35 protein-coding genes are annotated in these 18846 nt (G+C 35.4%); all 35 read right to left on the reverse strand.

The genetic code is table 11. The features are described from left to right. Positions 1 to 294 carry a hypothetical protein gene (locus CD152_RS08155; protein WP_101174903.1) on the reverse strand — a complete coding sequence of 98 codons (294 nt, stop codon included), beginning with the start codon at positions 292 to 294 and terminating at the stop codon, positions 1 to 3. Positions 295 to 365: 71 nt separating this feature from the next. After that, the gene (locus CD152_RS08160) at positions 366 to 848 is read right to left on the reverse strand and encodes a tail assembly chaperone (RefSeq protein WP_101041875.1); all 483 of its coding nucleotides are present in this window, start codon (positions 846 to 848) and stop codon (positions 366 to 368) included. 63 nt (positions 849 to 911) lie between these two features. Then, positions 912 to 1484, reverse strand: coding sequence for a hypothetical protein (locus CD152_RS08165; protein WP_101033512.1), 573 nt, complete (start codon positions 1482 to 1484; stop codon positions 912 to 914). Continuing rightward, on the reverse strand, positions 1484 to 1960 hold the full coding sequence (locus CD152_RS08170; RefSeq protein ID WP_101041876.1) for a hypothetical protein: 477 nt from the start codon (positions 1958 to 1960) through the stop codon (positions 1484 to 1486). Before CD152_RS08170 ends, CD152_RS08165 begins: the two co-directional genes overlap by 1 nt. 4 nt (positions 1961 to 1964) lie before the next feature. Beyond that, a complete protein-coding gene (locus CD152_RS08175) occupies positions 1965 to 2360 on the reverse strand; it encodes an HK97 gp10 family phage protein (protein ID WP_101153785.1) in 396 nt (131 codons plus the stop codon). Beyond that, a complete protein-coding gene (locus CD152_RS08180; protein ID WP_103214620.1) occupies positions 2357 to 2680 on the reverse strand; it encodes a phage head closure protein in 324 nt (107 codons plus the stop codon). The genes CD152_RS08175 and CD152_RS08180 overlap by 4 nt, the downstream gene beginning before the upstream one ends. Positions 2681 to 2682: 2 nt before the next feature. Further along, positions 2683 to 2976, reverse strand: coding sequence for a head-tail connector protein (locus CD152_RS08185; RefSeq protein ID WP_103214621.1), 294 nt, complete (start codon positions 2974 to 2976; stop codon positions 2683 to 2685). An 8-nt stretch (positions 2977 to 2984) separates the two neighbouring features. Further along, positions 2985 to 3161 carry a hypothetical protein gene (locus CD152_RS11885; protein WP_157820994.1) on the reverse strand — a complete coding sequence of 59 codons (177 nt, stop codon included), beginning with the start codon at positions 3159 to 3161 and terminating at the stop codon, positions 2985 to 2987. A 15-nt stretch (positions 3162 to 3176) separates the two neighbouring features. Next, positions 3177 to 3356: a hypothetical protein gene (locus CD152_RS08190; RefSeq protein ID WP_101033522.1), complete on the reverse strand. Its 180-nt coding sequence runs from the start codon at positions 3354 to 3356 to the stop codon at positions 3177 to 3179. Between the two features lie 11 nt (positions 3357 to 3367). Further along, on the reverse strand, positions 3368 to 4168 hold the full coding sequence (locus tag CD152_RS08195) for a phage major capsid protein (protein ID WP_103214622.1): 801 nt from the start codon (positions 4166 to 4168) through the stop codon (positions 3368 to 3370). A gap of 19 nt (positions 4169 to 4187) precedes the next feature. After that, positions 4188 to 4772, reverse strand: coding sequence for a phage scaffolding protein (locus tag CD152_RS08200; protein ID WP_103214623.1), 585 nt, complete (start codon positions 4770 to 4772; stop codon positions 4188 to 4190). Positions 4773 to 4957: 185 nt separating this feature from the next. After that, positions 4958 to 5356: a hypothetical protein gene (locus CD152_RS08205; protein ID WP_103214624.1), complete on the reverse strand. Its 399-nt coding sequence runs from the start codon at positions 5354 to 5356 to the stop codon at positions 4958 to 4960. Positions 5357 to 5358: 2 nt separating this feature from the next. Continuing rightward, positions 5359 to 5628 (reverse strand): hypothetical protein, encoded by a 270-nt coding sequence (locus CD152_RS08210; RefSeq protein ID WP_101140343.1) that lies wholly within the window; start codon positions 5626 to 5628, stop codon positions 5359 to 5361. Between the two features lies 1 nt (position 5629). Beyond that, complete coding sequence (locus tag CD152_RS08215) at positions 5630 to 6640, reverse strand: phage minor head protein (protein ID WP_101143377.1); 1011 nt, start codon at positions 6638 to 6640, stop codon at positions 5630 to 5632. Then, a complete protein-coding gene (locus CD152_RS08220; RefSeq protein ID WP_103214625.1) occupies positions 6612 to 7970 on the reverse strand; it encodes a phage portal protein in 1359 nt (452 codons plus the stop codon). The genes CD152_RS08215 and CD152_RS08220 overlap by 29 nt, the downstream gene beginning before the upstream one ends. After that, complete coding sequence (locus tag CD152_RS08225) at positions 7971 to 9200, reverse strand: PBSX family phage terminase large subunit (protein ID WP_103214626.1); 1230 nt, start codon at positions 9198 to 9200, stop codon at positions 7971 to 7973. Continuing rightward, positions 9193 to 9672, reverse strand: coding sequence for a terminase small subunit (locus CD152_RS08230; RefSeq protein WP_157820155.1), 480 nt, complete (start codon positions 9670 to 9672; stop codon positions 9193 to 9195). Before CD152_RS08230 ends, CD152_RS08225 begins: the two co-directional genes overlap by 8 nt. 85 nt (positions 9673 to 9757) lie before the next feature. Beyond that, the gene (locus CD152_RS08235) at positions 9758 to 9949 is read right to left on the reverse strand and encodes a hypothetical protein (protein WP_086038333.1); all 192 of its coding nucleotides are present in this window, start codon (positions 9947 to 9949) and stop codon (positions 9758 to 9760) included. Positions 9950 to 10096: 147 nt separating this feature from the next. After that, a complete protein-coding gene (locus CD152_RS08240; RefSeq protein WP_103214627.1) occupies positions 10097 to 10657 on the reverse strand; it encodes a sigma factor-like helix-turn-helix DNA-binding protein in 561 nt (186 codons plus the stop codon). Positions 10658 to 10725: 68 nt separating this feature from the next. After that, positions 10726 to 11682, reverse strand: coding sequence for a DUF3310 domain-containing protein (locus tag CD152_RS12140; protein WP_232237495.1), 957 nt, complete (start codon positions 11680 to 11682; stop codon positions 10726 to 10728). Between the two features lie 49 nt (positions 11683 to 11731). Further along, the gene (locus CD152_RS08250; RefSeq protein ID WP_101041889.1) at positions 11732 to 12448 is read right to left on the reverse strand and encodes a hypothetical protein; all 717 of its coding nucleotides are present in this window, start codon (positions 12446 to 12448) and stop codon (positions 11732 to 11734) included. Between the two features lie 17 nt (positions 12449 to 12465). After that, positions 12466 to 12870 carry a hypothetical protein gene (locus CD152_RS08255; RefSeq protein ID WP_101140350.1) on the reverse strand — a complete coding sequence of 135 codons (405 nt, stop codon included), beginning with the start codon at positions 12868 to 12870 and terminating at the stop codon, positions 12466 to 12468. Continuing rightward, positions 12867 to 13313, reverse strand: a complete 447-nt coding sequence (locus CD152_RS08260) for a DUF1064 domain-containing protein (RefSeq protein WP_103214628.1) — start codon at positions 13311 to 13313, stop codon at positions 12867 to 12869. Before CD152_RS08260 ends, CD152_RS08255 begins: the two co-directional genes overlap by 4 nt. A 93-nt stretch (positions 13314 to 13406) precedes the next feature. Beyond that, entirely contained in the window at positions 13407 to 13931 is a 525-nt protein-coding gene (locus tag CD152_RS08265) for a dUTP diphosphatase (RefSeq protein ID WP_103214629.1), read from the reverse strand. 23 nt (positions 13932 to 13954) lie between these two features. After that, positions 13955 to 14140, reverse strand: a complete 186-nt coding sequence (locus CD152_RS08270) for a hypothetical protein (protein WP_103214630.1) — start codon at positions 14138 to 14140, stop codon at positions 13955 to 13957. Beyond that, complete coding sequence (locus CD152_RS08275) at positions 14133 to 14318, reverse strand: hypothetical protein (RefSeq protein WP_103214631.1); 186 nt, start codon at positions 14316 to 14318, stop codon at positions 14133 to 14135. Before CD152_RS08275 ends, CD152_RS08270 begins: the two co-directional genes overlap by 8 nt. After that, positions 14315 to 14545, reverse strand: a complete 231-nt coding sequence (locus CD152_RS08280) for a hypothetical protein (RefSeq protein ID WP_103214632.1) — start codon at positions 14543 to 14545, stop codon at positions 14315 to 14317. Before CD152_RS08280 ends, CD152_RS08275 begins: the two co-directional genes overlap by 4 nt. Before the next feature lie 14 nt (positions 14546 to 14559). After that, the gene (locus CD152_RS08285) at positions 14560 to 14970 is read right to left on the reverse strand and encodes a hypothetical protein (protein WP_103214633.1); all 411 of its coding nucleotides are present in this window, start codon (positions 14968 to 14970) and stop codon (positions 14560 to 14562) included. 19 nt (positions 14971 to 14989) lie between these two features. Beyond that, a complete protein-coding gene (locus CD152_RS08290) occupies positions 14990 to 15208 on the reverse strand; it encodes a hypothetical protein (protein ID WP_103214634.1) in 219 nt (72 codons plus the stop codon). Between the two features lie 46 nt (positions 15209 to 15254). Next, on the reverse strand, positions 15255 to 15608 hold the full coding sequence (locus tag CD152_RS08295) for a YopX family protein (RefSeq protein ID WP_101041896.1): 354 nt from the start codon (positions 15606 to 15608) through the stop codon (positions 15255 to 15257). A gap of 11 nt (positions 15609 to 15619) precedes the next feature. Next, positions 15620 to 15865, reverse strand: coding sequence for a hypothetical protein (locus CD152_RS08300; protein WP_101171226.1), 246 nt, complete (start codon positions 15863 to 15865; stop codon positions 15620 to 15622). Further along, positions 15866 to 16747, reverse strand: a complete 882-nt coding sequence (locus CD152_RS08305; protein WP_103214635.1) for a DnaD domain-containing protein — start codon at positions 16745 to 16747, stop codon at positions 15866 to 15868. A 28-nt stretch (positions 16748 to 16775) separates the two neighbouring features. Continuing rightward, complete coding sequence (locus tag CD152_RS08310; protein ID WP_103214636.1) at positions 16776 to 17243, reverse strand: single-stranded DNA-binding protein; 468 nt, start codon at positions 17241 to 17243, stop codon at positions 16776 to 16778. Continuing rightward, positions 17240 to 17878, reverse strand: a complete 639-nt coding sequence (locus CD152_RS08315) for an MBL fold metallo-hydrolase (RefSeq protein ID WP_101140359.1) — start codon at positions 17876 to 17878, stop codon at positions 17240 to 17242. Before CD152_RS08315 ends, CD152_RS08310 begins: the two co-directional genes overlap by 4 nt. A 65-nt stretch (positions 17879 to 17943) precedes the next feature. After that, positions 17944 to 18846, reverse strand: coding sequence for a RecT family recombinase (locus CD152_RS08320; protein ID WP_086038324.1), 903 nt, complete (start codon positions 18844 to 18846; stop codon positions 17944 to 17946).

Here is an 18846-nt window from a genome sequence, read left to right on the forward strand (position 1 = left end):
TCACTCCTTTCTGTTTGCTTTGTTTCGTTCGTCAATCCACTTCTGCATTGCAGCATCTTGAATTTTACGAATCTGTTTACGCTCCCATTTTTTCTTCTTCTGATCTAATTCATAAGAGCCCTCAGTCTGATTGATTAACGCACGTTCTTTTTCTAACTTACGGTTAATATCTTTAATATCCTTACCGTTCGTCATACGCGCGTACATTACAGCTTGTAACCTCAAATCTTCTAAAGCGTCTAAGCGTCTATGTCTTGCGCCTTTAACCATTAGCTCCCATTCTTTTAATGTCATGCAGAGTAAATCGTCTAAAGGTATGTAACCAATCATGCGAGAAGTTGTTTCTACAATGTAATCAAAATCAACTACTTGGCGATTTCGTAAGGTGTTTTGCCTGTGATTTCTTGATACAGATTCTTGAACATTTCCACTTGAGCCAGTGATTCTTCTTTTTCTTCTTTCGATTTCGCTCTCGCTGAAGTGTTCATCATGAACCAGTACGTCTTCATCTTTCCCTTAAAATATCCACCTTCATTTAATACTTCTAATGCTGATTTGAAGTATTCGAGCATGTCTGTACCTTTATCGATTTCGTCCATGAAAAACTCTTCGATTTCATCGAATGTGAGTTTATTATTTTTCTCATGAGAGGTTGCGCAATGCCAGAATTGAATTAATTTCTCTACGTCTTGTTGCATGAGCCCCATGAAGATACTTACAACACCATCTGATTCAACTTCTTTACCTTTGTGTTCAGTTTTACCTGCGTATTGTTTTGCTGTACGCGAGAAAGCTACGCTACCTTTTGCTTGATAAATATGGTTATTGATTGTGATTTGATTTGACATGTTATTACTCCTTTATAAATATATTTTTGACAAATAAAAAAAGGGAGCTAATGCTCCCTAAAATTAAACTGTTGGTGCGTTCTGATACGCTACATCTTCGTAGTCGCCTGTTTCCTGTCCGATTGTCTCGTACAGTACTTGCTTAGCAATAGACGCATCTAAGATAACATCAGGTAATTTAGGCTCGTTGCCACGCGCTGAATTTAACTTCACTTTGAATGATGCTTCTAATTCTTCTGATTCATCATCAATCTTAAGTGAACGTGATTCAGGTACGATATAAGCGAATACAGAATTGTGACCATCTTTTTCAACTGGTGAACCTGTTGATTTGTCTGTATACTTTACCACTTTGTTATTGATTAACCATGTACGCATCTGTTCACCACGTTGAATTGCATCAACTAAATCTTGGTCGCGTTTCTCATTTGAATCGTAAGGGAATGTAATCTCGATTGTTTCTTCGAATGATTCTTGAAACCAATCTTTTTTATTACCAACCAAACGTTCTTTAAGGTTATTCTCAATCTCGTGTCCAATTTCAGTTGATGCAGAAATAGCGTAATCTGCTGCTTTAGCTAATGCTTTTGATATTTTTGTTGGAATCGTTACTACTGTCCAATTATTTGCTGCCATTAGATCATCTCCTTATTTTTGTATCGCACATTATGTACGACTGTATAATTCATTCGCACTACACCATGCATCGTCTCTCTATCAATATCAGTGAATACTTGCTGCATCTCTTTCTTGATATGAATTACTTTCGCGTTTGGTAGTAGTGGTTTTTCTTCTAAAAAATAAACCACATCTCGCAATAACTGTCGTGTACTATCAGTCGCAAGATATGGCTTTTCGTTATTTCTGTGATATGCATGTACCGTAACTGAAATTGATTCAGTGTAAGCGTTCGTGCCACGAGTTTCAGTAACATCACTCTCGCCCACAACGATATAACTGAATTTCGGCATCTTATTACCATTAGCATCGACACCTATATTTTCAGTTACTCGGTCATGTATCTCTCCGTTTAACAACGTATTTAATTTTGATTGCAGTAAGTTACTCATGATGCCACGTAATAACTCTTGTTCTGCTGATGGAAATCTCATTTAATCACTTCCTATTAAAGTAACTGTTAAAGTAGTCTCTACTAATGTGTAAGCTAGGATACCAAAAAGGCTGTGCAGGCATACCGTAAGTCGTATACCATTTACCGTCTTTTTGGTAGGACCATGGTATCGTTTTAGCACGTGAGCCACCTGACCCTTCTGCATAGATACCTGTTCCCCATTCGATAAACTTTGCATGTTCTGCACCGACTGAAACAATGCCTGTGTACCCACCATTTTCAAAGTCATAGCCGATACTATTCTTAAGTGCTGATGTATCGACTGGCGCACGTGTAGATGATTCATTAAACTGTGTCATCGTCGTTTCTGCTATACCTTTTTTTACATCTGCCTCAACACGCTTCTGAAACTGTTTCAGGCCTTTAACGATATTATTCATATGCGACTTAATGGAATCTTTATCACTTCGTGTTGTCCCCCCTGGTCCTCTAAATCGCCAATAATACGATACTTAACATTTTCAAATGTTACTGTATCTGTTGATTTGATGTCAGAACCATAAGGGAGGTATAACTGTCGTGGTAAATCTTTCCCCATATTTTTATATTTCAATTCCTCGCTTGTTGAAGGTGTGTCCATGAAACCTGTTAAATCACGTGTAGTTGAGACAGTTGTTTCTTTAGGTGGATAGACTGACTTGTCGATTGTCGTTGATGATCGCGTGACTGTGATATTGTGCGTATAGAACATATTAAACATATCTACCACACCATCTTTCTATGCTTTTTCAAAGTCCTGTAAAGTGTTGATGGTAGATTGCTATTTATCGAATAACTCACAGTACCCATACTCTTGCTTGAGAGAAAGTCTAAATCAGCGTACTTAATACTTTTTGCGATAAAAATTTGCACACCCTCCGGAAAGGGTGCGACAAATTCAGCGTTACAATGTTCTTCTGCTAGTCCATGATAGATATCAACCAAATGCAACAACTTAGCATCGTCGTACTGTGTTGGTTGCCATTCGTTTATGCGTCTTACATCTTCAGGTAACATGTAACCACCTACTTCTTATCGATACGTTCGAATACATCAGTATACTTTTCGTATCCTTTTTGTTTGAGTATTTCTTCTTGAATTTCTTCAGCACGTTTAACTGTAAGCTCCACGATATCGCCTACAGTTAATTTCACACCTTCCTTATTCAAGTTGACCGGTTTTTTGACTAAAAAATCAGCCATATAATCACTCCTTTACTACTTCAATAACTCGATTAATTCTGCTTTAGTTGCTTTCGAATCAAATTCGAGTTCTTTTTCTTTAGCTAATTTTACAAGTTCATCTTTATTTAACTTTGATAAATCTTGTTTAGGCTCTAATTTTTCTTGAGTTGTTACATTATCATGTTGCGAACGTCTTAGTGTTCCGATACCCATTTAAATCACTCCTATGCTGATGTAATCTTAACTGCTTTAGCGTCATTGTATAAGTAAGCACCAAAGTGTTTGTCACCAGTGATTACTGTCGTTTTACGGATGATGTCACGATCAGTTTCTACTAATGTGTCACGCTTTAAGAATAATTTAAGCGCACCTTTTTTAACTAATAACGCTTCACCTACTGCTAATTTCTTAGTACGTACTACTTCAGCACCTAATAATTCTCCGAACACTCCAGTTGTTACGATTGTATCTCCTAAATCTGATGGACGTGTCCAGTTATCTGCTGCTGCTTTACGTAATGCACCTGCATCAGATGGATTAACGAATAATACCATCGGTTCTAATTCTTCGTCTCCAAACTTAGCGATAGCATTGTCGATTGTGTCAATTAACTTCACGTCTCCAACATGCGCAACAGTAGTAGTTTTTGCTGCCTCTAATAAGAAGTTGTCGATTGCGTTTGCGATAGCTAAAGCAATTTGACGTGCTGCTTCTCCTTTAGGGTCTCCGATAGCTGCAAGAATTGCTTCGTCAGTCAACTCTACACCTTTACCAACTTTTTTGATTTCCATTTCTTTTTTTACAGCTTCTAAAAGGTCTAATGGAATTGGTTGACCTTCAGGAATTACAGTAGCATCACCAATATATTTGTATGCTGGCACTGAAACTTTATTGCCCGGTTGACCTACTAATGTAGTGTCTACATCTGCGATAGGTGCGAAACGAATTTTCTTGTCTAATTCTGCTTGGATGATTGTTGCCATTACCTCAGGGATTACTAAATTTGTTTGTTTTGTTGTTGCCATAATTAATTACCTCACTTTTTTATTTTGATAGTTGTTTAAATACTTCCGGATTTTCTTGATATAACTTTTCTTTATCTGCGTAACTCATAGCGTCAAAATCTTGTTTTGATAACGTTGGGTTTCCACCTTCTGGAGGTGTGTAGCCTTTAGGCTTAACTGGTGTAAATAAATATGGTTTAGATTCTTTTAAAGTGTTGATAGCGTCCTCTAAACCTTTGACTGTGCCATCTTCACTCAGTTCTAACTGGTCTTTATTTAAAAGGGTTAGAACGTCGTTAGCATCATTCGCCTCTTTAGCGACTGCTAACTTGATTGCGTTATTCAGTTGTGATTGTCGGAATTTTTCTTGCCACTGTTCATTTTCACTTTTTACTTTGTCGAGTTCTGTTTGAATCTCGCTCTCGTCTGTAACAGATTTCTGCAATTGAACAATCTGATCATCGCGTTTAGCAATTTCAGCTTTTAACTCATCGATTTCAGCGTTCTTGTCATTTAAACGCGAACGTGGTACCATCCCTGTTTTCGATTCGTCTACAGCATCTATTACTTTGTCCATTTCAAATTCGCCATTCTTAAATTGTTCTAATAAAGTTTTTAATTCCATTTGTATTCGCTCCTCTTTACGTTTTTAACGTGCAACGCCACGAAGATTTTTGTATTAAAAATAAGCCTTTTAACGTCATACTTAGGACGTGTGGAATACCACCACAATGAGATAAGGATGACCGCCTTTCTTTTGTTTATTGTCATAATAAATAGACCTTTTATAGTCGTGTCTAGGACTGTAAATTAACAGATACGCTCTCTGTCTCCGCTTTCTTTACAAAAGAAGATGCCATTATCATTGATAAGAATTCCTTTTTTGGGATTGTTCTTATCATAAGCAATAATGCCTCTACGCTCGTCTAGCCATTTTTCTAATGCATCATACTGTATTTTTCTGATTAACTTTCTTTCTTTCTTCTCTAAATCTCTCTTAACCTCATCTGCTGCCTTTTTCACTGCTTCGTACACTTCTGAGCCATCAAGTTTAACAGTATACGTTGGTGTATCGTCTTTTGGTTGTTGTAATTCTTCTTTCAATTGGTAAGTGACAACAACACTGTTGTTTTTACGTTCTACACTTATAATACTTTCGTCTTCCTTAAACGCTTTTAATATTTTTTGTGTTGCTTGATTTTCGCTCATATTTACTCCTCCACCCATTCAATTAAGTCTTCTACATTTGCTCTTACTGCCTCGTAATTAATATCAACTTGGATATGTGAGTTTAAAAACTGTTTATCAACCATATCTAAGTTACAGTAGCCTGTCATGACTTCGCCTGATTTCAATTTTGTTGCAATCATAACGTTATCAAACTCATCATTCTTAGCCCATTCGAGTAAATTTTCGATATGTTCGATAAGTTCTTGTTTACTCGTCTTACTTTCTGATACGAATTTTAATATCTTTGCCAAATCAATACCCCCAACTGCCATCAGATTTTTTATGATAGCCATTCTCTAGCATTTCTTTGAATTTCTCTTTATCGTTCTGTACAGAGCCTTTAGTTCCTTCTACATTACTCAACCATTCTTCATACGTCTGATAAGGTACGTTGATTGATTTACCATTCTTATCACGTGCTTTTCGTACTGTAGGCTTTAAGCCATTGACCGTATACAACTTCTTACATCTACAGTTGATGTTCTGCGATGCACTATCCTCTCCAATAAGTAAACGTGGTGCAGGACCTGTTGAAAGCCCAACATTAAAATTACCATCGCCATCTACTTTCTTACCGTCCATCATTTGATGAGATGAGCGTGTTCGAGTATCAAGTGTTGCGTCCCAATACCCCTCGATGTTAGCACCTAATTCTTTAGCTTGTTCTTCTGCTACAAGTTGCGATTCACTTTGTGCTCTGCCTACTTCTGTACGTGCGACACGTTTCGTTTGCCTGGCACTCATACCAATGTCATTTTCAATATCTTTAGCGATACTGTCATAACTCTTGCCATCAAGTACACCTGTTGTTAAATGACCACGTATACGCTTGATTGTTGCTTCTCTGTGATTTTCAAAAGTCTTATCAAGTTTTATCTTCTCAATAGGCTGTTCCATCGTTACTTTAGCGTTGCTATACAGTAAACCATCACTTAAGAAGTTGATATCACTAGACATATCAAACATGTGCATGTGCCTGTAATAACTTTCTATCTCTGTGTTCATTTCTGATTCACGTATTAGATCAATGACATCACTATATGCACCATCGAGCAATTCATCTATCGTGTAGAGTGTCTTTTGTAGTCGATTATATTTATTAAACTCTGTCCATGTAATGTGAGGGTCGTCTGATTGATATTTCTCGAATAGTTCTTCGAGTATGCTAAGTATCTCTTTTAACTTTCTAATTAGAATACGTGCAGTTTCATCCGACACACTTTCAATCATTTCATTAAGTAATTCGAGTATCTTCTCTTGCATTTATCTCAACTCCATGCGTCTCTATCCGTTCGAGTTCTCCAGCTAAATCTTTAACGAATGGATGATTCTCGACTAACGTTTCTTGCGAGATGATGTTCTGCGAAATATTCACGATTTGAGCCTTCTCTAATTCATTGACCATTGTATTAAAGTTGAATGTAATCTCCACTTCTTTATAACCTGCTTTAATATTATGATATTCAAAGATGAACCAAATGATTTCTTGTATTGCTATATGCGCCTTACGTGATAACTTTTTCGCTTTTAAGTCTAAGTTGCTGAATAAGAATTGCAATGCGATACCTGATGGACTGTTGCCGAATTTATCACTGTTGAAGTCGATACCCTGTGCTGTAAGAATGATTTTCTCGTGCAGGTCCTGTAGGTAGTCTTTAGTCGCTTGTACTGGAATATCAATCTTAATCGTATCTACACCACCATCTTCATCGACTTTTAAAGCACCGTAATGTCTAAGCAGTCGCTTGAAGTCTGATAGGTCTTGTGCTTCATAGTTCTTTAGTACGAATATCGTTTCAGTTGATTCGTCGAACGTATTCGCTAATCCTGATAAACGCCTTTCAAATGCATCAACTAACGTCTTGTAATCTTCGATGTCGGGTGATTCAAGAGAGTTATTCTTAAATGCTACGAATGGTACCTTCCCCCAGCTACCACCATCAAAATGACTACTCGGGTTAGTCTCTCCAAAGTAATAATCATATACAAGTTGACCACCATGATACATATAATGTGTTACGTCATTCTTCGTGTAATGTGATACACGTTTTACGCCATCAAGCATGCGTACCCAGATACCCTCTAACATTTCTTCACGCTCACTATTTTTGTAAATAGGGATAAACTGCTCAGCAGGTATACGCATTGTATTAATTTCGCCATCTTCATCAATGTACACATGCAGGTATTCCACACCTTTATTCGATGCAGCAGTTAGAATGTCGATTAATCTATCGTCAAATCTATCCGTTAACGTATCATGTATTAAATCAACGATTTCCTTATCTTCATGTTTGATTGATATCGGGTTACTTGCAACATACGATACTTTTTGATCTACAAGTAACTTCTGATAGTTCACACTCAATTGATTATGAGGTTTCTTTTCATCAACCACACCATCAGCACCAACTGAACGCTCTAAACGTAATATGTCCGACCTGTTCTCGTAGTATTCTTGACCAATCGAATACTTATGCAAGTACATCTCGTGTTCTCTTACTTTACGTTGAAGCATTTCTCTTTCCGTTTCATCTTCTCGCTTGATGAAGTCAAGCATCTTTTCCATTTCCGTCGGTTCGTATGGATACACCTAATCACTCCTTCCAAAGCCTGTGCCTGATTTCTTGGTATGCGTGTAAATCGCATATCTAACCGAATCGAGTACGTCGTCATTTTCTTTTATCGGCTCTCCACTCGTTTTATGCCAGACATACTTAAAAATCTCTTCTTTAAATCTTTCCATATTTTCATAAACTACAAATAACTTGTTCGTCTTAAATAATTTCGCTACTTTCTCAATACCAGACAAGACACTTTTATCAGCGTTCTTGGCTAATATATTGTTACGTTTGAAATCTTTTGTGTGTTCAGGTCTCGCTGTATCGCAATAAAAATAGATATTACCGTATCTATCGATAATATCTTTCGCTATTTTTATCCACTCTTCTATAAACTTGTGTTGATAAGCGTGTTCTTCAATCAAATAAAAGTTATCGTGTAAATCTCTTGCAATAACTACAATCGAGCCATAATGTTCATATCCCCAATCGACACCTGCAAAGTATTCCTTCATCGGTATCTCGTTTAGTTCATCGGCAGTAATTGTGTTCTGATCCAAATCAAAGTCAGAATACACAACACCGTCACCACTTACCCACATACCATTGATATTTCGCTCATAGAACATGCCTGATGGCGTACTCGCTTTGATTGACTGTTTATATCGTTCGTTCAAAAAAGTGTTGTCATCAAGCTTAAATTGATAGCTGATTATGCCTGCTTTAGCATCTGTATTCTCAATATAATCTTTGAGTAGCCAATGTTCCGGGTGGTCAGGGTTCGTATCAACTAATATACGTGCACCATAACCACTGCAACGTGATTTAATCTCATCGAATACTTCTTCATGTGCAAGTGATGCTTCGTTTATATAAGCACCATAAGCAGTCATACCACGTATTGCACCAATACCACTCACTTTAGAATGACCTGTCTGTACGACCTGCACACCGAATAACATGAATGAATTGTATTTATCAAACTTGAATTCTAATCCATATTTATTCGTAAGTTCTATTAGTACGTTCTTCTGTATCGTTCCTAGCGTTGCACCTGCAAGAATGTACTGAGGTGTTTCTAATCCTTCTTTATCTGCTATCTCTCTGACACGTATCAACTCACGTAAGAATAAATCATTATTCAGTATCGTTTTACCTGTACGTTTTGCACCATGATTTATTAACATGAACCAATCACGTTTTTGCGTGTCCTTGAGTATCTGTATCTGCTTATCTGTATAAAGTCTTGACAATTTACTCATGATTAATCACTTCTGTAATCGCATCTTGCAATTGCTTAATCTTATCTTCTTGTGATTGATCGTTAGCAAGTTCTTTTTTCTGTTTCTCGATATTGAGCTTCAGTTTCTCAACTTCTAAATCATAAAGGACACCTAATTTATTCAGTTCGGTTATAGCACCTAAATAAGCAGTAGCAGGAGCATGTTTAACTTCGCCATATTCCTCGATTGTCTTACGTGATTGTTCCTTAATCCATTTGAGGTCATTAATTGATTCCTCTCTTGTCCATAACGCTTTATCTTTGAGTTCTGACTTTAATTCGTTGTATCTTGTCATAATCTTGTTATTCTTTAATAGCTTACTCGCCATTTCATAAATAGATGATTCAGTTTTTGCATTCACACTATATCCAGCATCAATATAAGCTTGAACTTGTGATTTGCCTTCTATCAATCCATTGACAAATAGTTCTTGTTTCCCTGTAAGTTTCACTTCACTTACCACCAACTTTCACGCTAATTGCTTGATAATTTTTTGTATTAAAAAACACCCACCGGAGAGAGTGAGTGCTTGATTATTAAAATTTAAAAGTTACTGATTCGATTTCTGCACAATTGAAATCCTTCATGGTGTTTCCTACTTCTACACTGAATTTTTTTGAATTTTCTTTGTTTTTTATAATTGAATCTAACACAACACCTTGGGCATTATTACACATTGTTTCAATTTCGATATTTCCATTTAGTTTTATTATCATTTTTGTGTCCATTTAATCCACCCCCCTCTAATACAAATATACAAAAACCACCTAGAAATTACTAGGTGGATTGTAAACAATTAATCACTTTAGGAGGTGTAAAGCATTTTTACTTTACATAAATGTATATTTCGTAAGACACTGACAAGTATTTTTACTTTACAGAAGAAACAAGTTATAATCGACTTCTTTTGCTATTTTATCTTTAGCTCTCTCGTAAAATTTCTGTATTGATCCTTTTGCCAGGTCCAATATTTCTGCTACATCTTGAAAACTCATCTTCTCGCAGTCTATCATCAAGAATACTTCAAGCTCTCTCTTACTCAATCTCCCTAAAGCATGACTTATACTATTATTCGCATCTTTAATATAATCATCATACTCATCGAATGATACTTTCTTGTAGTGATTATCATCGATTACTGATTCCAGGACTTTATGATCAACTAAATATACTGTTCGTTTGTCGATGGCTCTATGCTCGTTTGGATTATGCCCTGAACGTAGCCACTCAATAATGAATAATTGTTCGTTATACATGCTGTTCAATATATTCAATTCATTCATGATAGGACATGCTACAGTCTGATTTTTGCCTTTATTCTTCCCTTTGCTTTCCTTATATGCATCAAGTACGTCTTCATGCTCTAATTTAAATGATTCTATGCGCTCTTTTAGTTCTTTAGATGACTTTATATACTCTATCAATAAATCTCTCATATGAGCCTCCTAGCGTGATATAATATAGTTGTCGAATATATAAATCACGAGCCGAGTAAGGCTCTTTTTTATGAGTTTTTTTCATTCGTCTTATCAATCGCTCGCTTGATGTAGTACTCTGCTTTCTCCAGATCCTGAATATTGTTTTTATGCGGCGCTCTGGCAACGTATTTAATAACATTAGCGATACTGTTTGCAACTACAGATGGATAATGCTCGATAACTTGCTCGATGAAATCAATCACTTCAATTTCACCATAATTATAATGTCCTGCTTTATTAATAACGTCGATTACTTTTTCTGATTGCTGAGACGTATTTAATTCATTCTCTAACTTCTCGATGAATGCATTTTTTTCTTTCAGCTGCTCTTCATAATTCAGTACCATCTCAGTCTCTTTGTCTTGATACTCTTTAATCGTCGCATTCGCCTGCTTAACAGTCTCTTGCAAGTTCCTATTTACTTCACTGATTTTATCGATTGTATTTTTATGATTTTCAAGTTGAGAATTAAGGTTTTTAACTTTATTATCAACTCTATCTTCAACAACCTTTTCTAATTTTTTGAGTTTAGCTGTCGCATCTTTCTCGAACATCTCTCTATCACGAATCGCTTTCTTTTTATCTTTTTCAAGCTGCTTGATTTCTAAATTTTTTTCGACAAGTTTCTCTTCATACGTTTTTTTATCTGATTCTTTGTTCTCAAATAATATTCTGTATTTATCTTCTAACTCTTTAACTTGATCAAGTAACTTGTCATATTCAGACTTCTCAATCGTTTCAACAATTGGTATTTGACTTGCACCTTTTACAGGTTTCGTCTTAATTACAGGTGCTTCATCAAAGATAAGTCCTTGCTCTCGCTGAGCTTTCAGTTTTTTGAACTCCTTCATGTTCTCACTTCTAAATTGAAGTAATGACTGATAAGCAACGCCAATTTCATTTGCTGCTTCCTTCATATTTTTAGTATTGAAAATAACCTTATCTACTTCTTCTACAGTTAATCCTTTTAATGTCGTTCTCATGCCATTCGCTCCTTTTTTATTATTGAGGGACGGGTAACCGCCCCATTGATTATGCTAAAATCGTGATTCTTTCTTTATGAACTTTGAGTTCTTCTTCCAGGTATTCCTTAATATTTAAAATTGCTTCATTCTTCCAAGCTCCGCCATCAGCTTCAAAAAGTGCTGCTTGTAATCCATATGACGGGCTTTCTTTTATACGTAGTACAAATGCTGATTCAGGTTGAGAGATTTCAGTGAACGTTCTGAAAGGCTTTAAATAAACTGGATTCGGTACTTCTTCTTTCTTAACAGTAGTAACACCACGTTTCACTTCTACCATCTGACTGATACCGTCGTCCCCTGTATTTGATACATTTTCAGTCTTGATGTTTCCGATCAGACTCAATACTGTTGCTCTTTCTTCATTTGGAACAAATACTGACTGTAATTGAATATTGAACTTTTCCAGGTCGATAAACTCATTTAATGTTACGTTTGGAATTTGAGCGTTCGATGTGATAATGCACTCACGTCTTTTATTTAAATTGAGCTTTGACTCAATGATTACATGGCTTTCGCTTAATACTGTTATGATATATTTTTCATTACCATCAAATGCAGACTTAATATAATCAACTAATCCAGTCAATGTTGTGACATTTAACTCTCTACGAACTGGCTGTTGTAATTTATACAACTCTCTGTTCGAGTATTCTTGACCATTAATTTTTAGCATCTCAACGCTTGCGGTATTCGCTCTAATCCATTCCATAGCTTCTTTTAACATATTTATCAGTCTCCTTTTTATTTAAATAATGCTTTCTTATTTTTTATTGGTGTAACGTTACTTTCTTTCTCTACAGGTTTGCCATCATCATTTCTAACTGTTCCGTTATCATCAAAATATGTTTGGTCTTTCGCTCCTGACTTCAACTCTCGAGCATGTACTCCAGTTGCATCTTCTCCTGTTAAAAGAGTAGCCATTACAGGCTGTTTTCCTACAAGCGAAGTCTTTGTATCTACTTCAACGTTTAACGTCTCGCGTGCAGGATTTGATGAAATTTTAAATGTAACTGTAACCTTCCTTGATTTGCCTGGCTCTGTATTTGGATCATGAATATTCTTAAGTACATCTTCCATCGCCAAGTCGAACTGTTCTTGTACTGCTCCATCTAAAATCGTATTTAAATTTAAATCGATATTTTTCATTTTTCCTTATCCTCCATCTGTTTTAACTTTTTTCTTTTACTTCTCAACTTATTGAGTTGGTCATACTCTATCCATTCTTCTCCTGTATCATCAGCGTGATATTTTGGAGCCTTACATATCCAAAGCAGCTCCACGTTCGGATATTTAACCATGAATAGCTTACGTTTAATCTTTGCAGTGTCTGTAGCCATACCTTTAATATCAATCACTGTTATGTGGCCACCTGTTAACTTGACTTCAAAATCTGCAACGTAGTACGTAGCTCGGAAGTTGGCCACCTTCTCGATAATCTCGTATTTCGGCTGCAATTTAATATCGATCACTTTCTCTTTCTTCTTCTGTTCAAGAAGAAATTTATAATAATCGCACTCAACAACTGAATCGAATGTGATACCGTCGAAGGTGGACTTCTTGGCATTATACTTTGACCTTTTCTCACTCATCGCATTTAACTTTCGCTTTAATCATTTCAAGTGATTTCTTAACTACCCTGCTGAATTGATCCATGTACTTACTTGATTTGATTGTAATCTTCATCAGTATCCACTCTCCTGACGTTGATGATTAACCTTCATCTTTTTCTTGTACGCTTCAACTAGTTCATCGACAGTATAGTAAGTGTTCGCGAACATAAATGGAGCATACGCTAGGCTGACAATCACACTAATATCGATTCCGTTTATTACTTCATTGGTCAATTTACTTAATATCATTACAAAATTTGCTGAATTTAATTCAAAAGTTGCATCTGACTGTTCTTTAGCAAGCCCTACGAAAAGTGTTGATAATTGTTTTTCTGTATATCCCGTTTTATCTCCAACCTGATTCATTAAAGATAAGCCGAACGCTAACATATCAGCGAGTTCTTCTAACTGTAGTTCTCTTGCCTTACCTTTGTTCTGTTTCCAGTTCTTAAAGAATTCTACTGTGTTGATCCATTCAACAAATTCGATAAAGAACGCAGCCATTGAGTCGTTAATGTTTTTTGTTTCAATTCGGTCATCAAAATTACGTTGTATTTGAAGTAACCCTACTATTTGTTCTTTAGATATTTTAATCATTACTTATCCCTCTCTCCTTTCGATTAGCTCAATACTTCTCTCATTGGTTCAAAGTGTTCTGTTTCTGAAAACTCATATAAATCTCCGTTAAATTCTGTATGATTATATATCCACATCACAGCTAATAATGAAATCGGCAACGTTATTTTTGCCCACAAGTAACTTCTTTCGTTTATTGATAAATCGTCCTTTTTATATCTTTCAACCATTGATTCGCAGTACTTCCTCTAAATCCTGGTTATAAATAATCATTACGTTAAACCATATATCTCGATAACCTAGTTTTTTATATATGTTTATGTTATTCAAAACGAAATTCTCTAAACGGTTAGAACCGTCAATTAAAAATGGTGGAATATTGACATGAGCTGTTTTACGTTTTATCATTCGTCATTCTCCTTTTCTGTAGGTGGTATCAGTAAACCACGATTTAATATTTCTTCCGTTGGTATGAAGAAAGCTAATACATTTTCAATCAACCCGCTTTCCATTGTCATTGGTAACCCTTTAGGGTGTTTATTAATTTCTGTGTTAATTTTTAAAATTAAATCTTTTGGAATTACTACTTTCTTCATACCATTTTCTGTGATTGCGATTACCTCTAAACCTTTCATATTAATTCCCTCCTTTATTTTTCACATTGATCTAACAATTGCTGTAATTCGCCATTTTCATATATTATTTTATCGTTCAACTTTTCATAAGACTTTTTAACTTCATCAAATTTATCTGAATGTTTGTCAATTATAGGCTTAACGTAATCTATAAAAACTTCTACAATATGTTTAGTTGCTTTAGCTTTTGAATGTAAATCAGATAATTCTAAAGCCATAAAATCAATACTTCTTATTTTTCTTCCTGTTTCAAAATCGCTATAAGTGTAAGTTATAACGCTGAATGGTGTTGTATCATCTCCGTTGCCATGCTGTATAAACGTTCTTTCGTTGTATTCAATAATATGCCCGTAAACTTCTTTTATACCGTTTTCGTAAGGTATTTTTACCTTTGCTATTTTTTCGTGAATATAAATGTTATCCATTTTATTTCCTCCTTGTGATTTATTCTTCTGAACTTATATACTTTCCATCTCTGAATCGTCCTATTAAGTCCTCACTTTTCAATGCTCTGTTCATTTTAGTTTTATAAAGTATTAATTTAAGCCATTCATTTTCAGGTCTGTTCCCTTCTTCTAATGCTTGCTGGAACGTGTTATAAATTCCATAAGCAGAATCATAAGGTATAGAAAGTACGTAATATTCTTTTTTGTCTTTACTCATCTCTCATTCCCTCCTTGTGATTTTAAACTTAGATTACTCTAGGTTATTACTTAGGTTGGATCAACAACTCTGGATGCTCGTGAATGTTGCCTAGTACTTCTAAATTGTTGTCATTGTCATATAAATCAAACAAGCTACCATCGTTCCAATTTATGACCCAACTTCCTTGATAAAATTCAATGTATCCAATATTTTCCCAATACTTCACAATATCCCCCTCAAAAATCTCCTTACCATTCACGTCATGTAAGCCTGTTGATTGCATGAGTACTCTATCGTCTTCATCAACCACATAGTTAAATTCATCTAGTACATGAATACCAAATTTATCAATTTCCATTGTGAAATCTCCTAAAAAACGCTTTTTCTTTTTATCAAAAATTCTAAACTTCGGTATCATTCTTTCTCCTCCTAATAATCAAATAACGTCGCTTGCAATCCAGGCAGATAATTTACCTTCGTTTCATAGAACTTCTCCAGATCGTAGACTGTCTCAAACTGCTCAACGTATACTTCACCATGATTAACATCGAGTACGACATAAGCATCATCTTCTATTGTGAACATGATGCTGTTATTGTCACTCGTCTCCCAATTACTGAATCTGTATTTATTAAATAATTGAATCCACTTTCGATATTCTAAGAATTTAATCATTTAAGAATTCTCCCAATTGCTATTCAATTCTTCGAGTAACTTCTGACGTTCCCTTTCAAGCTCTTCTTCATCGATGTCTTGTTTTTGAGTATTCTCCTGATTGATCCAGGACGGTGTCATTTCTTTTTGTTGATTCTGCTTAGAATAATTCGATTGTTTTTTAAACTCGAAGTTATGTTCACTCTGTTTAATTTCATCAACAGTTGTTAGCTGCTTCTTCTTCCAGTCATTTAATAAGAAATTAATGAATGAATAGTTGTGATTATTTCTTAATGCTGACTTTTCAATCGCGTACATCATGATGTCTTTACCGTAATCGGTAAAATCTTGTTGTATTTTTTGGAATGTCACTGGAGCAGGATTTTGTTCGATATTATCTTGATATGCATTCACAACTGTTTTGAAGTTGTCGTTGTTACTACTACTTATTACTTTATTATCATTATTTTCTTTATTAACATTATTGTTTGTTTTTTTCTGTGTCTTTTCACTGTCTTTTCTGTGTTCTTTGACTGTCTTTTCACTGTCTTTTCTGTGTCTTTTTTCTAAATCATTATTTTGATAGATGTCATAATTGACAATGGTTACAAGCGTTTTTTTAGTGTCTTTTTTTAAGACAATCATTTTGTCTTCTTCTAACAACTTTAAAAATGCATCTACTTTTGTTAATGACCAGTTCCACCTGTCGCCTAGTTTTCTAAGAGAGGTTATTCTCTGACCACGTTTAACTGTGACTAGCTTTCCATCAATCATTGTTTTGTTGTCTGAATGATTTACCATTAACAATAAATCAACCCATGCTTCAAATCTCGAAAACTTTCTCTCTTCTTCGTATAACCAATGCTTTTCAATTGAGCGATGCAAACTTATCCACCCAGCCATTTACTCACCTCTTTCTTAGCTGAATGAATTAGAACGGCAGATCATCATCACTGATATCGATTGGCCCACTATTATTAAATGGATTAGCGTTCTGTCCTGTAGTTGTTGAAGATGTTCCATAGCTACCATAATTATTTGTGTTTGTTTGTGTACTTTGTGCTTCATCCTTTTTCTTATTCAAGAAAAGTACTGTCGAATCAATATTATTTACGATTAGCTGCATACCATAATGCTTAACCCCATTTTGGTCCTCATAATTGTTATTTCTCATCTCACCACTAACAGACATGACATATCCTTTTTTAGCGTAGTTATTAATAAATTCAGCAGTCTTCTTAAATGCAACGCATCTGATAAAATCTGATTCGTATTCATCGTTTTGATTTTTATAGCTACGTCGTACTGCTAACTCGAAATTAATGAGCTCTGTTCCTGATGAAGTCACTCTGTATTCAGGATCCTTTGTTATTCGTCCTATGAATTTACAATCATTCATTTATAGTTGCCTCCTACGTAGACAGGTACACCTGCTACTTCCTGTATTTTTTCTTTAATAACTGCTGCATTAGAATTTGAGTTCGATAGGTGAATCAGATGTACTTCTTTTAATTGAGTAGTATCTGTCGCTCTTAAGAATCCTACAGCATGTTCTAAACTGAAATGCGATTTCATAATTCGTCTAGCAAGTCCGGGATGCAGTGAACCGTTCTGAACGTTATTCTGCATCTCTTCATAGATATAATTAACTTCAAGCATCATGTGCGTGATACCTGGAAACTTATACTGACAGTAGTAAGTATCAGTAACGAATAGCAGCTTATATCCATGTATACTCTTTAGCAGATAACCGCAGGGCTCTTTCGCATCATGATTTACTCTGAAAGCCATTATCGACCACGTACCAATTTTAAAAGTTTTCTTATACTCAACTTCATACAATCTGTGATGCTCTAAATTAATTCCTTCTAACGTTCCTTTTGTCGCATAACATTCTATTCCATGTTTTAAATACTGTTCTGTATATGCTGCATGATCGTTATGTTCATGAGTGATTAAACAACCTTTGATTTTAGAAGTTTGAAACTTCACTGCCTTTTGCATTTCTTTGAATGATATGCCTGCTTCAAGCAAAAGGTCAGTATGGCCATCAGATATCCTGTAACAGTTACCTGATGATCCACTGCCTATAGTTTGTATTAAAATGGGTCTTCTTCGTTTTCCGGTACTGTTGAAGTCGATGCAGGCTTTTCATCTTCAACTTCTTCAAATTCAGTTACGTCTTGAACTTCTTCTACAGGTTCAATGTCATCAATATCTAATACTTCAACCGCTTGATTTTCTTCGATCTCTGCATCGAATACTTCTTTGCGTTGTCGCTCTTCAATATCTTTAACGTGCTGTAAGTTAGCATCTGTTGATGTGTTGATGTATCGTTTAGCTGCTCGATTGATTACTGTTTTCTTGGCCATTTCTTCTTTGAAGTTGTTATGCGTTTTAGAATTCTCTAATGCTTTTTCATCTTTAATCATCGATGACTGCATCCATGCCTGCTTAATCTGTTCCATTGTCATTACTTCAATATAATTCTCACGATCATCATCAAAGACGATAGTGCAGTAAGCTCCAACGATGTTTTCTTTCTTCATATTAAAGAAGTCCTGTTCATGACTGATTGATTTAACACGTCCAGTTTCATCTAATTTATGTTTGAATGTGTCACCTTCATAAATCACTTGTGCCACTACGTCTTTCGCTCCAGCATCACGTTTAAGCATCATGATATTTCCATGATATGAGCGTTGTAACTGCATCTTGTTACCGTAAGGAATAAAGTAGCATTGATTCTTTGCGGGATTTAATCCTTGAGTTACCATGTCCAAGAATGCAGTTGCTTTCGATGCATCAGTACATGCCATCAGCTTTGAGTTCTCTGAAATTTGCAACCATGCCTGTTTTAATGCATTTGATGGTTCATAGTCACGTGGTAACGATAAGTTTCCTTGAGATTCTAGTACTCGTACTTTATTCAGTACGCTGTCTGACACGTTCTTTTCTGCGATTAATTGAGCTTCTACTTTTTGTAATTGATTGTTTGTCAT

Origin of the sequence: Macrococcoides caseolyticum, from assembly GCF_002902665.1 — a bacterium.
Lineage (GTDB): Bacteria > Bacillota > Bacilli > Staphylococcales > Staphylococcaceae > Macrococcoides > Macrococcoides caseolyticum.

Coding starts and splice junctions, on each gene's coding strand:
- CD152_RS08275 (WP_103214631.1), bottom strand. CDS start 14,318: ATGATAAAACGTAAAACAGCTCATGTCAATATTCCACCATTTTTAATT.
- CD152_RS08155 (WP_101174903.1), bottom strand. CDS start 294: ATGACATTAAAAGAATGGGAGCTAATGGTTAAAGGCGCAAGACATAGA.
- CD152_RS08235 (WP_086038333.1), bottom strand. CDS start 9,949: ATGGACACAAAAATGATAATAAAACTAAATGGAAATATCGAAATTGAA.
- CD152_RS08170 (WP_101041876.1), bottom strand. CDS start 1,960: ATGAGATTTCCATCAGCAGAACAAGAGTTATTACGTGGCATCATGAGT.
- CD152_RS08310 (WP_103214636.1), bottom strand. CDS start 17,243: ATGAATGATTGTAAATTCATAGGACGAATAACAAAGGATCCTGAATAC.
- CD152_RS08305 (WP_103214635.1), bottom strand. CDS start 16,747: ATGGCTGGGTGGATAAGTTTGCATCGCTCAATTGAAAAGCATTGGTTA.
- CD152_RS08240 (WP_103214627.1), bottom strand. CDS start 10,657: ATGAGAGATTTATTGATAGAGTATATAAAGTCATCTAAAGAACTAAAA.
- CD152_RS08280 (WP_103214632.1), bottom strand. CDS start 14,545: ATGAAAGGTTTAGAGGTAATCGCAATCACAGAAAATGGTATGAAGAAA.
- CD152_RS08175 (WP_101153785.1), bottom strand. CDS start 2,360: ATGAATAATATCGTTAAAGGCCTGAAACAGTTTCAGAAGCGTGTTGAG.
- CD152_RS08260 (WP_103214628.1), bottom strand. CDS start 13,313: ATGAGTGAGAAAAGGTCAAAGTATAATGCCAAGAAGTCCACCTTCGAC.
- CD152_RS08190 (WP_101033522.1), bottom strand. CDS start 3,356: ATGGGTATCGGAACACTAAGACGTTCGCAACATGATAATGTAACAACT.
- CD152_RS08295 (WP_101041896.1), bottom strand. CDS start 15,608: ATGATACCGAAGTTTAGAATTTTTGATAAAAAGAAAAAGCGTTTTTTA.
- CD152_RS08285 (WP_103214633.1), bottom strand. CDS start 14,970: ATGGATAACATTTATATTCACGAAAAAATAGCAAAGGTAAAAATACCT.
- CD152_RS08250 (WP_101041889.1), bottom strand. CDS start 12,448: ATGTTAAAAGAAGCTATGGAATGGATTAGAGCGAATACCGCAAGCGTT.
- CD152_RS08320 (WP_086038324.1), bottom strand. CDS start 18,846: ATGACAAACAATCAATTACAAAAAGTAGAAGCTCAATTAATCGCAGAA.
- CD152_RS08205 (WP_103214624.1), bottom strand. CDS start 5,356: ATGAGCGAAAATCAAGCAACACAAAAAATATTAAAAGCGTTTAAGGAA.
- CD152_RS12140 (WP_232237495.1), bottom strand. CDS start 11,682: ATGAGAACGACATTAAAAGGATTAACTGTAGAAGAAGTAGATAAGGTT.
- CD152_RS08270 (WP_103214630.1), bottom strand. CDS start 14,140: ATGGTTGAAAGATATAAAAAGGACGATTTATCAATAAACGAAAGAAGT.
- CD152_RS08160 (WP_101041875.1), bottom strand. CDS start 848: ATGTCAAATCAAATCACAATCAATAACCATATTTATCAAGCAAAAGGT.
- CD152_RS08215 (WP_101143377.1), bottom strand. CDS start 6,640: ATGCAAGAGAAGATACTCGAATTACTTAATGAAATGATTGAAAGTGTG.
- CD152_RS08255 (WP_101140350.1), bottom strand. CDS start 12,870: ATGAAAAATATCGATTTAAATTTAAATACGATTTTAGATGGAGCAGTA.
- CD152_RS08165 (WP_101033512.1), bottom strand. CDS start 1,484: ATGGCAGCAAATAATTGGACAGTAGTAACGATTCCAACAAAAATATCA.
- CD152_RS08185 (WP_103214621.1), bottom strand. CDS start 2,976: ATGTTACCTGAAGATGTAAGACGCATAAACGAATGGCAACCAACACAG.
- CD152_RS08225 (WP_103214626.1), bottom strand. CDS start 9,200: ATGAGTAAATTGTCAAGACTTTATACAGATAAGCAGATACAGATACTC.
- CD152_RS11885 (WP_157820994.1), bottom strand. CDS start 3,161: ATGGCTGATTTTTTAGTCAAAAAACCGGTCAACTTGAATAAGGAAGGT.
- CD152_RS08195 (WP_103214622.1), bottom strand. CDS start 4,168: ATGGCAACAACAAAACAAACAAATTTAGTAATCCCTGAGGTAATGGCA.
- CD152_RS08200 (WP_103214623.1), bottom strand. CDS start 4,772: ATGGAATTAAAAACTTTATTAGAACAATTTAAGAATGGCGAATTTGAA.
- CD152_RS08300 (WP_101171226.1), bottom strand. CDS start 15,865: ATGATTAAATTCTTAGAATATCGAAAGTGGATTCAATTATTTAATAAA.
- CD152_RS08180 (WP_103214620.1), bottom strand. CDS start 2,680: ATGTTTAATATGTTCTATACGCACAATATCACAGTCACGCGATCATCA.
- CD152_RS08265 (WP_103214629.1), bottom strand. CDS start 13,931: ATGATTAAAATATCTAAAGAACAAATAGTAGGGTTACTTCAAATACAA.
- CD152_RS08290 (WP_103214634.1), bottom strand. CDS start 15,208: ATGAGTAAAGACAAAAAAGAATATTACGTACTTTCTATACCTTATGAT.